The 13,194-nt window shown below is 61.6% G+C and carries 11 protein-coding genes and 1 riboswitch; of the genes, 10 read left to right on the top strand and 1 reads right to left on the bottom strand.

Annotation, left to right across the window (positions count from 1 at the left end):
* Positions 1 to 144: 144 nt before the first annotated feature.
* The 6 genes from aruF to astE all read left to right on the top strand — a co-directional run bounded on the left by aruF (position 145) and on the right by astE (position 6,491).
* Positions 145 to 1,164: an arginine/ornithine succinyltransferase subunit alpha gene (aruF, locus tag FX984_RS12360; RefSeq protein ID WP_027607766.1), complete on the top strand. Its 1,020-nt coding sequence runs from the start codon at positions 145 to 147 to the stop codon at positions 1,162 to 1,164.
* A 49-nt stretch (positions 1,165 to 1,213) separates the two neighbouring features.
* The gene (gene astA / locus FX984_RS12355) at positions 1,214 to 2,239 is read left to right on the top strand and encodes an arginine N-succinyltransferase (RefSeq protein WP_027607767.1); all 1,026 of its coding nucleotides are present in this window, start codon (positions 1,214 to 1,216) and stop codon (positions 2,237 to 2,239) included.
* Positions 2,236 to 3,705, top strand: a complete 1,470-nt coding sequence (gene astD, locus FX984_RS12350) for a succinylglutamate-semialdehyde dehydrogenase (protein WP_166655335.1) — start codon at positions 2,236 to 2,238, stop codon at positions 3,703 to 3,705. Before astA ends, astD begins: the two co-directional genes overlap by 4 nt.
* Before the next feature lie 94 nt (positions 3,706 to 3,799).
* A complete protein-coding gene (gene astB / locus FX984_RS12345; RefSeq protein ID WP_092359549.1) occupies positions 3,800 to 5,146 on the top strand; it encodes an N-succinylarginine dihydrolase in 1,347 nt (448 codons plus the stop codon).
* 38 nt (positions 5,147 to 5,184) lie between these two features.
* Complete coding sequence (locus FX984_RS12340) at positions 5,185 to 5,475, top strand: hypothetical protein (RefSeq protein ID WP_027607770.1); 291 nt, start codon at positions 5,185 to 5,187, stop codon at positions 5,473 to 5,475.
* 11 nt (positions 5,476 to 5,486) lie between these two features.
* Entirely contained in the window at positions 5,487 to 6,491 is a 1,005-nt protein-coding gene (astE, locus tag FX984_RS12335) for a succinylglutamate desuccinylase (RefSeq protein ID WP_092359547.1), read from the top strand.
* 133 nt (positions 6,492 to 6,624) lie between these two features.
* Here the strand turns inward: astE and FX984_RS12330 are convergent, their stop codons facing one another.
* Positions 6,625 to 7,134, bottom strand: a complete 510-nt coding sequence (locus tag FX984_RS12330; RefSeq protein WP_027607772.1) for a 6,7-dimethyl-8-ribityllumazine synthase — start codon at positions 7,132 to 7,134, stop codon at positions 6,625 to 6,627.
* A gap of 113 nt (positions 7,135 to 7,247) precedes the next feature.
* A riboswitch (FMN riboswitch) is annotated at positions 7,248 to 7,417 on the bottom strand.
* Between the two features lie 191 nt (positions 7,418 to 7,608).
* Here FX984_RS12330 and ltaE point away from each other — a divergent pair.
* The 4 genes from ltaE to csrA all read left to right on the top strand — a co-directional run bounded on the left by ltaE (position 7,609) and on the right by csrA (position 13,122).
* Complete coding sequence (ltaE, locus tag FX984_RS12325; protein ID WP_146477374.1) at positions 7,609 to 8,613, top strand: low-specificity L-threonine aldolase; 1,005 nt, start codon at positions 7,609 to 7,611, stop codon at positions 8,611 to 8,613.
* A 145-nt stretch (positions 8,614 to 8,758) separates the two neighbouring features.
* Positions 8,759 to 11,377, top strand: a complete 2,619-nt coding sequence (alaS, locus tag FX984_RS12320; protein ID WP_146477376.1) for an alanine--tRNA ligase — start codon at positions 8,759 to 8,761, stop codon at positions 11,375 to 11,377.
* 94 nt (positions 11,378 to 11,471) lie between these two features.
* A complete protein-coding gene (locus tag FX984_RS12315; protein ID WP_027607775.1) occupies positions 11,472 to 12,713 on the top strand; it encodes an aspartate kinase in 1,242 nt (413 codons plus the stop codon).
* A 175-nt stretch (positions 12,714 to 12,888) separates the two neighbouring features.
* Positions 12,889 to 13,122, top strand: coding sequence for a carbon storage regulator CsrA (csrA, locus tag FX984_RS12310; RefSeq protein ID WP_051429402.1), 234 nt, complete (start codon positions 12,889 to 12,891; stop codon positions 13,120 to 13,122).
* Positions 13,123 to 13,194 lie beyond the last annotated feature (72 nt).

Raw genomic sequence — 13,194 nt, 5'->3', positions numbered from 1 at the left:
CAGTTGATGCATCTGGTGACTGATACACCGCTATCGGGGGCAAGCCCCCTCCCACACTGGAATATGCCCCACATGAAGATATGGGGTGTTCCCGACCTGTTCGGTATTTTTTTCCTGTGAGTTCTAGAGTTAAGGAGTGACACCATGCTGGTGATGCGCCCCGCGCAAATGGCTGATCTGGGCGAGGTACAGCGTCTGGCTGCGGATAGCCCGATTGGTGTCACCTCCTTGCCGGATGATGTGGAACGCCTGAGCGACAAGATCGCCGCCAGCGAAGCGTCCTTCGCGGCCGAGGTGAGTTTCAACGGTGAAGAAAGCTATTTCTTCGTGCTCGAAGACACCGAGACCGGCAAGCTCGCCGGCTGCTCGGCCATCGTCGCCTCGGCCGGTTACTCGGAGCCGTTCTACAGTTTTCGTAACGAGACCTTCGTGCACGCCTCCCGCGAGCTGAAGATCCACAACAAGATCCACGTGCTTTCCCAGTGCCACGACCTCACCGGCAACAGCCTGCTCACCAGTTTCTACGTGGTGCCGGAGCTGGTCGGTTCGCCGTGGTCGGAACTCAATTCCCGCGGCCGCCTGTTGTTCGTCGCCAGCCACCCCGAGCGCTTTGCCGACTCGGTGGTGACCGAGATTGTCGGCTACAGCGACGAGAACGGTGATTCGCCGTTCTGGGATGCCATCGGCCGCAACTTCTTCGACCTCAACTACGCCGCCGCCGAGCGCCTGTGCGGGCTGAAAAGCCGTACGTTCCTCGCCGAGCTGATGCCGCATTACCCGATCTACGTGCCGCTGCTGCCGGACGAAGCCCAGGAAGCCATGGGCCAGGTGCACCCGCGTGCCCAGATCACCTTCGACATCCTGATGCGCGAAGGCTTCGAGACTGACCACTACATCGACATCTTCGACGGCGGCCCGACGCTGCACGCACGGGTCTCGGGCATTCGCTCGATTGCCCAGAGCCGCGTGGTGCCGGTGAAGATCGGCGAGATGGCCAAGGGTGTCGGCCGCCAGTACCTGGTGAGCAACGCGCAGTTGCAGGATTACCGCGCGGTGATGCTGGAGCTGGACTACGCGCCGGGCAAACCGGTGACCCTGGACCTGGCAGCCGCCGAAGCCCTGGGCGTTGGTGAAGGCGCGAGTGTGCGCCTGGTAGCGGTATAAACAGAGTGTCGCGGGTGGCTGGCAGCAGCGGCCCGTCTGAGGAGATAGCATGATCGTTCGTCCCGTACGCAGCAGCGATTTACCGGCCCTGATTGATCTGGCGCGCAGCACCGGCACCGGCCTCACCACCTTGCCGGCCAACGAAGAGCGCCTGACCCACCGGGTAGGCTGGGCGGAAAAAACCTTTCGCGGCGACGCCGGGCGCGGTGATGCCGACTACCTGTTCGTGCTGGAAAACGACGAAGGCCGCGTGGTGGGGATTTCCGCCATCGCCGGTGCCGTCGGCCTGCGCGAGCCGTGGTACAACTTCCGGGTCGGCCTGACGGTCAGCGCCTCCCAGGAACTGAATATCTACCGTGAGATTCCGACGCTGTTCCTGGCCAACGACCTCACCGGCAATTCCGAGCTGTGCTCGTTGTTCCTGCATGCCGATTACCGCAACGGCCTCAACGGCCGCATGCTGGCCAAGGCGCGCCTGCTGTTTATCGCCGAGTTCCCACAGCTGTTCGGCAACAAGATCATCGCCGAGATGCGCGGCGTGTCCAACGACGCCGGGCGTTCGCCGTTCTGGGAAAGCCTGGGCCGGCACTTCTTCAAGATGGAATTCAGCCAGGCCGATTACCTCACCGGCGTGGGCAACAAGGCGTTTATTGCTGAGCTGATGCCCAAGTTTCCGTTGTACAGCTGCTTCCTTTCCGAAGACGCGCGCAACGTGATCGGCAAGGTCCATCCGGACACCGAGCCGGCGCTGAGCATGCTCAAGAGCGAAGGCTTCAGCTACCAGGGCTACGTCGATATTTTCGACGCCGGCCCGGCGGTGGAGTGCGAGACCGCCAAGATCCGTGCGGTGCGCGACAGCCAATCATTGGTGTTGGCCATCGGCACACCGGGGGACGACGCCACGCCGTTCCTGATCCATAACCGCAAACGCGAAGATTGCCGCATCACCGCCGCACCGGCACGCCTGGCGGCCGGCACGCTGGTGGTCGATCCGCAAACCGCCAAGCGCCTGCAACTGGTGGTGGGTGATCAAGTGCGTGCCGTACCGTTGTCTGCTGCCCGGGAGTCGAAATAATGAATTCGCTGTATATCGCAGGTAGCTGGCTGGCTGGCCAGGGTGAACTGTTTGAATCCCGCAATCCGGTGACCCAGCAGGTGCTGTGGGCCGGTAATGGCGCCACTGTCGAGCAGGTCGAGTCGGCCGTGCAGGCCGCGCGCCAGGCGTTCCCGGCCTGGGCCCGGCGCCCGCTGGAAGAGCGCATCAGCGTGCTGGAAGCCTTCGCCGCGAGCCTGAAAAGTCGCGCCGATGAAATAGCGCGCTGCATCGGCGAGGAGACCGGCAAGCCGCTGTGGGAGTCGGCCACCGAAGTCACCAGCATGGCCAACAAGATCGCAATCTCGGTGCAAAGCTACCGCGAGCGTACCGGCGAGAAGAGCGGCCCCCTGGGCGACGCCACCGCCGTATTGCGCCACAAGCCCCACGGCGTGGTGGCGGTGTTCGGTCCTTACAACTTCCCCGGTCACCTGCCCAACGGGCATATCGTCCCGGCGTTGCTGGCGGGTAATACCGTGCTGTTCAAGCCCAGCGAGCTGACCCCGAAAGTTGCCGAGCTGACCGTGCAGTGCTGGATCGACGCCGGTTTGCCGGCGGGCGTGTTGAACCTGCTGCAAGGCGCGCGCGAGACCGGCATTGCGTTGGCCGCCAACCCCGGTATCGATGGGTTGTTCTTCACCGGTTCCAGCCGTACCGGCAATCATCTGCACCAGCAGTTCTCCGGGCGCCCGGACAAGATCCTGGCCCTGGAAATGGGCGGCAACAACCCGCTGGTGGTAGATGAAGTAGCCGACGTGGATGCGGCGGTCTACACCATCATCCAGTCGGCGTTTATCTCCGCCGGCCAGCGTTGCACCTGTGCCCGTCGCCTGCTGGTGCCGGAAGGCGCCTGGGGCGATGCGCTGCTGGCGCGGCTGGTGGCGGTGAGCGCGACGATTGAAGTCGGCGCGTTCGACCAGCAACCACCGCCGTTCATGGGCTCGGTGATTTCCCTGGCGGCGGCAAAAGCCCTGATGGACGCCCAGGAGCTGATGTTGGCCAATGGCGCCGTGGCGCTGTTGGAGATGACCCAGCCCCAGGATCAAGCTGCCTTGCTGACCCCAGGCATCATCGACGTGACCGGCGTGACCGAGCGCGAAGACGAAGAACTGTTCGGGCCGCTGTTGCAGGTGATCCGCTACGCCGATTTCGCGGCGGCGATTGCCGAAGCCAACAACACCCGGTACGGCCTGGCCGCTGGCCTGTTGTCCGATTCCGAAGCGCGTTACCAGCAATTCTGGCTGGAAAGCCGTGCCGGCATCGTCAACTGGAACAAACAGCTGACCGGCGCCGCCAGCACCGCGCCATTTGGTGGGGTAGGGGCCTCGGGCAACCATCGCGCCAGTGCGTATTACGCGGCGGATTATTGTGCGTACCCGGTGGCGTCGCTTGAAACGCCAAGCCTGGTGGTACCGGCCACGCTAACCCCCGGCATTACGCTGATCTAAATGTGGGAGGGGGCTTGCCCCCTCCCACAGGGGGTCAGTGGTGTATTCAAGTAATTTGAAGCCTATAAAAACAGATGTTCGTGGAGCCTCGCCGATGAAATCCTATGAAGTCAATTTTGACGGTCTAGTGGGGCCGACCCATAACTACGGCGGTTTGTCCTTCGGCAACGTCGCCTCCCAGAGCAACAGCCAGCAGCATTCCAACCCCAGGGAAGCGGCGTTGCAGGGCCTGCAGAAAATGAAAGCGCTGATGGACATGGGCTTTGTGCAAGGTGTGCTTGCGCCCCAGGAGCGTCCGGATGTAGCGGCGTTGCGCAACCTCGGTTTCAGCGGCACCGACGCCCAGGTCATCCAGCAGGCGGCCAAGCAGGCCATGCCGTTGTTGGTCGCCAGCTGCTCGGCATCGAGCATGTGGGTGGCCAACGCCGCCACCGTCAGCCCGAGCGCCGACACGGCAGATGGCCGCGTGCATTTCACCGCCGCCAACCTCAACTGCAAATACCACCGCAGCATCGAACACCCCACCACCAGCCGCGTGCTGGGGGCGATGTTTGCCGACCAGAAACACTTTGCCCACCACGCCGCGTTACCGGCGGTGGCGCAGTTCGGCGACGAAGGTGCGGCCAACCACACGCGTTTCTGCCGTGAGTATGGCGACGCGGGGGTGGAATTTTTCGTGTTCGGGCGCAGCGCGTTCGACCCCCGTTACCCGGCCCCGCAGAAGTACCCGGCGCGCCAGACCCTCGAAGCCTCCCAGGCCGTCGCCCGCCTGCATGGCCTGAAGGATGAAGGCGTGGTCTACGCCCAGCAGAACCCGGCGGTGATCGATGCCGGCGTGTTCCACAACGACGTGATCGCGGTGGGCAACGGCGAGGTGCTGTTCTATCACGAGGACGCGTTCCTCCATACCGAACAGATGCTGGCCGAGTTGCAGGGCAAGTTGGGCAAGCTGGGCGGCAACTTCCAGGCGGTGTGTGTGCCGCGTGCCCAGGTCAGCGTCGAGGACGCGGTGCGCTCCTACCTGTTCAACAGCCAGTTGCTGACCTGCGCCGACGGTTCGATGCTGCTGATCGTGCCGGAAGAATGCCGCGCCAACGAGCGCGTCTGGCAGTACCTGCAAGGCCTGACGGCGTCCGCGGGGCTGATCCGCGAAGTCAAAGTCTTCGACCTCAAGCAAAGCATGCAGAACGGCGGCGGCCCGGCGTGCCTGCGCCTGCGCGTGGCCCTCAATGAAACCGAGCTGGCAGCGGTGAACCCAGGGGTTATCATGACCGCGCCGTTGTACGACACACTGACCCAATGGGTCGACAAGCACTACCGCGACAGCCTGCGCGAAACCGACCTGGCTGACCCGCAATTACTGCTTGAGTGCCGGACGGCACTGGATGAACTGACGCAAATCCTTAAACTGGGCTCGGTTTATCCTTTCCAGATCAATTAACGCCACCTCTTTTTACACCCTATGGCTGAGAATTATTTATGAGCACCGACACCCTGCAACTGATCCTTGAAGACACCGACGGCACCCAGCTGGAAACCTCCTGCACCCGCGTCGCCGTGGTCTGGCAGGGCAAGGAAATCTGGATCCAGCACGACGGCCGTGGCCAACTGCTGATCGGCGTGGACGTGGAAGAAGGCGACGCCGAATACGCCAACCTGTTGATGCGCCCACTGGCCACCAACCTGATGAGCCTGCAACTGGAAATGGAACCGGCCGACGTTGAAGGTGATGATGACGATCACGTCCACGGCCCAGGCTGCAACCACTAAGGAAGCTGCGTATGCTCGCCCTTGGCAAACTGCTTGAACTGACCCTCGCCGGTCGCGAACCGGCGCAAAAAATTCAACTGACTGTCGACGGCGTGCAGATGCGCTGGCTCAGCGAGGGCGCACTCGAAGTGCGCCCGCCGCAGGCAACGGACAATGGCCGCGACCTGTTGCTGTCATCCGGCATCCATGGCAACGAAACCGCGCCGATCGAATTGCTCGACCGCCTGTTGCATGGCATCGCCCGTGGGGAGATCAAGCCCCGCACCCGTATTCTGTTCCTGTTCGGCAACCCCGAGGCCATGCGCCGCGGCGAGCGTTACCTTGAACTGGACGTCAACCGGCTGTTCAACGGCCGGCATGAAAAAAACATCGGCCCCGAAGCCATGCGCGCCGCCGAACTTGAACAGCTGGCCCGCAGCTTCTTCAGCCAGCCTGGCCGTTCGCGCCTGCATTACGACCTGCACACCGCCATCCGCGGCTCGAAGATCGAGCAGTTTGCGCTGTACCCCTGGAAGGAGGGGCGCCAGCATTCACGCCACGAACTGGCGCGCCTGAACGCCGCTGGCATGGAAGCGGTGCTGCTGCAGAACAAGAGCTCGATCACCTTCACCGCGTTTACCTACGAGCAGCTGGAGGCCGAGGCCTTCACCCTCGAACTGGGCAAGGCGCGACCGTTCGGGCACAACCAGGGCGTGAATGTCTCCCGCCTGGAGCTGCGCCTCAAGCAGATCATCGAAGGCACCGAGCCTGAGACTGACAGTCTGGACGGGTTGAAACTGTTCGCCGTGTCGCGGGAAGTCATCAAGCACAGCGATGCATTCCTGCTGCACTTGCCGGCGGACGTGGAAAACTTTTCGGAATTGGAAAAGGGTTATCTGCTGGCCGAAGACGTGGCCAAGACCCGTTGGGTGATCGAGGAGGAGGGTGCGCGCATCATCTTCCCCAACCCGAAGGTAAAGAATGGCTTGCGGGCGGGGATATTGATTGTGCCGACCACGGACGTGGGCCTGGCATAGGTCTCAAGGCGTATCCGGATCCAAATGTGGGAGGGGGCTTGCCCCCGATGGCGGTGTCTCAGCTCCAGATCAGCTGACTGACACACTGCTATCGGGGGCAAGCCCCCTCCCACATTTTGTTTTGCAGTGTTGCTTAGACCGCTAGCGCCCGTGGCTCGCTGCGACGGATCGCCCGCACCTTGTGCAGGGTGTCGGCGCATGTACGTGCAGCTTCCTGGCCCTTGTGCACGAAGTGCTCATGGAAGAACGCGGTATGTTCGCTGCCGGCGTGGAAGTGATGCGGCGTCAGGGACACCGAGAACACCGGCACTTCGGTTTCCAGCTGAACCTGCATCAGGCCGCTGACCACCGATTGGGCGACGAATTCGTGACGGTAGATCCCGCCGTCCACCACCAGCGCGGCGGCCACGATACCGGCGTAACGGCCGGTCTTGGCCAGCAGCTTGGCGTGCAGGGGCATTTCAAAGGCGCCGCCGACTTCGAAGAAATCGATGTCCGATTCCTGGTAGCCCTGGGCGATCATTTCGGCGAGGAAGCCTTTGCGCGATTGGTCGACAATATCCTTGTGCCAGCAAGCCTGGATAAACGCGACGCGCTCGCCGTGATGGTTTTTGCTTTTGCTGTCGATTGCGGTGGGTTGCATGTTCTGACTCCTGTTTAAGAAAAAAACAGGGCGTTATGAATCGAATGGGATTTAAGGGTACGAACCGCCGAGTCATGCAGGCATGCGCTCAGCGTGCGGCCCTTAGGTGCCAATCCCGTTCTCTCTTCATCCGGACTATGACCGTCGGCCCCGGGATCACACCGGGTCTGCTGACCTTGTCGCCGTCCTGCGTGAGCAGTTCGAGGCGCCAAGCGCTCGCGGGCTATGCACATTGCGTGCAATTACCGCCGGTGGGGAATTGCACCCCGCCCTGAGAACGTTGCCACCAGAACCCTGTTGGCGGAGAGTTTTTAACATGGTTTTTCATAAACTGCACGAGCGTCGTATCGATAAGCTATATCGGTTTGTTTGGTTGGTATTCGATTGAGAACGCGTGGGGCTTGATATTCCGCGGCTTTGCCCGCAGTAATCATCCTCATAAGAAGCTTAATGAACCCCTTCGAGGCTTGTTTCATGTCTGTGATCGACCTGCGCAGCGACACCGTGACCCAACCCACCGCCGGCATGCTCGACGCCATGGCCAATGCCGCCAGCGGCGATGACGTCTACGGCGAAGACCCCAGCGTCAACCATCTGGAAGCCGAGCTGGCCAAACGCCTGGGCTTTGCAGCCGCGCTGTTCGTGCCCACCGGCACCATGAGCAACCTGCTGGCGCTGATGGCCCACTGTGAGCGTGGCGAGGAGTACATCGTCGGCCAGCAGGCCCACACCTACAAATACGAGGGCGGCGGTGCGGCCGTGCTGGGTTCGATCCAGCCGCAGCCGCTGGACGTGCAGGCGGATGGCTCCCTCGACCTGAATCAGGTGCTCGAGGCTATCAAACCCGACGACTTCCACTTCGCCCGCACCCGCCTGCTGGCCCTGGAAAACACCATGCAGGGCAAGGTGCTGCCGCTGGACTACCTGGCGAAGGCGCGGGCGTTGACCCGCGAACATGGCCTGGCCCTGCACCTGGATGGCGCGCGACTCTACAACGCGGCGGTCAAGCTGGGGGTCGATGCACGGGAGATCGCCCAGCATTTCGACTCGGTGTCGGTGTGCCTGTCCAAGGGCCTCGGTGCGCCGATCGGCTCGGTGCTGTGCGGCTCCACGGCGTTGATCGCCAAGGCACGCCGTTTGCGCAAGATGGTCGGCGGTGGCATGCGCCAGGCCGGTTCCCTGGCGGCGGCGGGGCTGTACGCCCTGGATCACCAGGTGCAGCGCCTGGCCGACGACCACGCCAATGCGCAATGGCTGGGCGATGAGCTGCGCAACGCCGGTTACGCGGTGGAGCCGGTGCAGACCAACATGGTCTACGTGCAGATCGGCGACCAGGCCCAGGCCTTGAAGACGTTTGCCGCCGAGCGTGGGATCAAGTTGAGTGCTGCGCCGCGCCTGCGCATGGTGACGCACCTGGATGTGAGCCGGGCGCAGATCGAGCAAGTGCTCGAGGCATTCGTCGAATTTTCGCGCAAATGAGTGTGCAGACCGTCTAATTGAACCTCTCTATCGCATAAACACGCTGTACCACCGGCAAAGGGCCGATATAATGCGGCCTTTTGCCGTCGCTCCGTCTGATGATGTTGCGCACTGGCCTTTGGCCGCAGCCTCCGTGGAAGAACCTATGAAAAGCGCAGAAATCCGTGAAGCCTTCCTTCGCTTCTTCGAAGAGCAAGGTCACACCCGTGTCTCCTCCAGCTCCTTGATCCCAGGCAATGACCCCACCCTGCTGTTCACTAACGCGGGGATGAACCAGTTCAAGGACTGCTTCCTGGGCCAGGAAAAACGCGCCTACACCCGCGCCACCAGCAGCCAGAAGTGCGTGCGTGCCGGCGGCAAGAACAGTGACCTGGAAAACGTCGGCTACACCGCCCGCCACCACACGTTCTTCGAAATGCTGGGTAACTTCAGCTTTGGTGACTATTTCAAGAAAGACGCGATTACCTTCGCCTGGACCTTCCTGACCGGCGTGTTGAAGCTGCCCAAGGAAAAACTCTGGGTGACTGTCTACGCGACGGACGACGAAGCGTATGACATCTGGACCAAGGAAATCGGGGTGCCCGTCGAGCGCATGATTCGCATCGGCGACAACAAGGGCGCGCCTTACGCTTCCGACAACTTCTGGACCATGGGCGATACCGGCCCATGCGGCCCCTGCACCGAGATTTTCTACGATCACGGCGCCGACATCTGGGGTGGCCCACCGGGCTCGCCGGAAGAAGACGGCGACCGTTACATCGAGATCTGGAACAACGTGTTCATGCAGTTCAACCGCACCGCCGATGGCGTGCTGCATCCGCTGCCAGCGCCGTCGGTGGACACCGGCATGGGCCTGGAGCGGATCAGTGCGGTGATGCAGCACGTTCACTCCAACTATGAGATCGACCTGTTCACCAACCTGCTGAGCGCGTCGGCCGCGGCCATTGGTTGTGCCAATGAAAGCCAGTCGTCCCTCAAGGTGGTGTCGGACCACATCCGTTCCTGCGGTTTCCTGATCGCCGACGGTGTACTGCCGTCCAACGAAGGCCGTGGCTACGTGCTGCGTCGCATCATCCGTCGCGCCTGCCGCCACGGTAACAAGCTGGGCGCCACTGGCAGCTTCTTCTACAAGATCGTGGCCGCGCTGGTTGCCGAGATGGGCGATGCCTTCCCGGAACTCAAGCAACAGCAAAGCAACATCGAGCGCGTGCTCAAGGCGGAGGAGGAGCAGTTCTCCAAGACCCTGGAGCACGGCCTGAAGATTCTGGAACAGGACTTGGCCGAGCTCAAAGGCACCGTGGTGCCGGGCGATGTCGTGTTCAAGCTGTACGACACCTATGGCTTCCCGATGGACCTGACCGCCGACATTGCCCGTGAGCGCGAGCTGACCATCGACGAAGCCGGCTTTGAGCGTGAGATGGAAGCCCAGCGCGTGCGCGCCCGTTCCGCCAGTTCCTTTGGCCTGGACTACAACACCCTGGTCAAGGTTGACGTGCCTACCGAGTTCACCGGTTACAAGGCGACCGTCGGCGCGGCCAGGATCGTTGCCATTTATAAAGACGGCAAGTCGGTCGACGTGTTGAGCGAAGGCGAAGAAGCGGTTGTGGTCCTGGACCAGACGCCGTTCTACGCCGAGTCCGGTGGCCAGGTCGGTGACTGTGGTTTCCTGAGTTCGACCTCCGGTCGTTTCGAGGTGCGCGACACCACCAAGACCGGCGGTGCGTTCCTGCATCACGGCGTGCTGGTGCTGGGCAACCTGACGGTCGGTGCGCCAGTGGACACCCAGGTCGATGCCGACGTACGCCATGCCACCGCGCTGAACCACTCGGCCACGCACTTGCTGCACGCCGCGCTGCGCCAGGTGCTGGGCGAGCACGTCCAGCAGAAGGGGTCGTTGGTCGACAGCCAGCGCCTGCGTTTCGACTTCAGTCACTTCGAAGCGATCAAGCCTGAGCAGATCAAGGCCCTGGAAGACATCGTCAACGCTGAGATTCGCAAGAACTCCCCGGTAGAAACTGAAGAAACCGACATCGAGACGGCCAAGGCCAAGGGTGCCATGGCGCTGTTCGGCGAGAAATACGGCGACAGCGTGCGCGTGCTGAGCATGGGCGGCGACTTCTCGGTGGAACTGTGTGGCGGTATCCACGCCAACCGTACCGGCGACATCGCCCTGCTGAAGATCATCAGCGAAGGCGGCGTGGCGTCGGGTGTGCGTCGTATTGAGGCGGTGACCGGCGCTGCGGCCCTGGCCTACCTGAATGCGGCTGAAGAACAACTCAAGGAAGCGGCCAGCCTGGTCAAGGGCAGCCGCGACAACCTGATCGACAAGTTGTCCGCCGTTCTGGAGCGCAACCGTGCGCTGGAGAAACAGCTGGAGCAGTTGCAAGCCAAGGCGGCCAGCGCTGCGGGCGACGATCTGTCGGCTTCGGCCGTTGACGTCAAGGACGTGAAAGTCCTGGCTGCACGCCTGGACGGCCAGGACGGCAAGGCGCTGTTGGCCCTGGTCGATCAGTTGAAGAACAAGCTCGGCCGCGCAGTGATCCTGCTCGGCAGTGTCCATGAGGAGAAGGTCGTGCTGGTTGCCGGTGTAACCAAGGACCTGACTGGCCAACTCAAGGCCGGTGATTTGATGAAGCAAGCCGCTGCGGCAGTGGGCGGGAAGGGCGGCGGTCGTCCGGACATGGCGCAAGGCGGTGGTGTAGACGTCAGTGCCCTGGACGCGGCCCTGGCCCTGACCGTGCCTTTTGTCGAAGCAGGTATTTAAGGCACTGTTAACCCGCCCGTGGTCTAGTCACGGGCTGTTCTGTGCTGGTTGATTGGATATTAGGCGCCCCTTTACGGGCTGAGGCGGCTTGGAAATGGCTTTGATCGTACAGAAATTTGGAGGCACCTCGGTCGGCTCTGTCGAAAGAATCGAGCAGGTGGCCGACAAGGTTAAGAAATTCCGCGATGCCGGGGATGACCTGGTCGTGGTGCTGTCGGCCATGAGCGGCGAGACCAATCGCCTGATCGAACTGGCCAAGGCCATCAGTGGCGAGCAACAGCCGCTGCCGCGTGAGCTGGATGTGATCGTGTCCACCGGCGAGCAGGTGACCATCGCCTTGCTGGCCATGGCCCTGAACAAGCGTGGCGTGCCTGCCGTGTCCTACACTGGCAGCCAGGTGCGCATCCTCACCGACAGCGCGCACACCAAGGCGCGGATCCTGCAGATTGACGACCAGAAAATTCGCACTGATCTGAAAGCAGGCCGCGTGGTAGTTGTAGCGGGCTTCCAGGGTGTGGACGAGCACGGCAACATCACCACCCTCGGGCGTGGCGGTTCTGACACCACCGGTGTGGCCCTGGCGGCGGCCCTCAAGGCTGACGAGTGCCAGATCTACACCGATGTGGATGGCGTCTACACCACTGACCCGCGTGTGGTGTCCGTGGCCCAGCGCCTGGACAAGATCACCTTTGAAGAGATGCTGGAAATGGCCAGCCTCGGTTCCAAGGTGTTGCAGATCCGCGCGGTGGAGTTCGCCGGCAAGTACAACGTTCCGCTGCGCGTATTGCACAGCTTCAAGGAGGGTCCGGGCACCCTCATTACTATTGATGAAGAGGAATCCATGGAACAGCCGATCATTTCCGGCATCGCTTTCAACCGCGATGAAGCCAAGCTGACGATCCGTGGCGTGCCAGACACCCCGGGCGTGGCCTTCAAGATTCTGGGCCCTATCAGCGATGCGAATGTTGAAGTCGACATGATCGTGCAGAACGTCTCGCACGATAACACCACCGATTTCACCTTCACCGTGCACCGCAACGAGTACGATGCGGCGTTGAAAATCCTGGAGAACACCGCGAGCGAAATTGGCGCCCGTGAAGTGGTCGGCGATACCAAGATTGCCAAGGTGTCGATCGTAGGTGTGGGCATGCGTTCCCATGCCGGCGTTGCCAGCCGCATGTTCGGGGCTTTGGCCAAGGAAAGCATCAATATCCAGATGATCTCTACCTCGGAAATCAAAGTCTCGGTGGTGATTGAAGAGAAGTACCTGGAACTGGCTGTACGCGCGCTGCATACCGCTTTTGAGCTGGATGCTCCGGCCCGACAGGGCGAGTGATGCAATGCCAGGAAGGCGCGGTTTACCGCGCCTTTCATTTTTTTGTAGGGCGCATGGTCTTTTGCGTGCGCTCGACAATACTTAGGCCGTTAGGGCTATGGCTCTCGAGTCGTAGGTCGAACGCCTTTTTTTTGCAGACTGTTGTTCCTGAAATGAAATGCGTGAGGAGAAAGGTATGCTGATTCTGACTCGTCGGTGCGCAGAAAGCCTGATTATCGGTGATGGCGAAATCACCGTGACCGTGCTCGGCGTCAAAGGCAATCAAGTGCGTATCGGGGTTAACGCTCCGAAAGAGGTGGCGGTCCATCGCGAGGAAATCTTCTTGCGGATCAGTAAAGAGAAGGACAGAGAGAAGGGTAAAGATCAGGACGCGCAAAACGACGAACAGAAGGACGAGGAAAAGGACTGAGAACCAAGCCTTTAATTTTTATCGTTTTTTATGTTTGCAAACGGGGATGAACGTGGTTAATATACGCCCCGT

Origin of the sequence: Pseudomonas marginalis (assembly GCF_008692035.1) — a bacterium.
In the GTDB taxonomy this organism is placed as follows: Bacteria; Pseudomonadota; Gammaproteobacteria; order Pseudomonadales; family Pseudomonadaceae; genus Aquipseudomonas; species Aquipseudomonas marginalis.
Note: the sequence above shows the minus strand (reverse complement) of the source record. Positions and strands in the feature narration are given on the sequence as shown.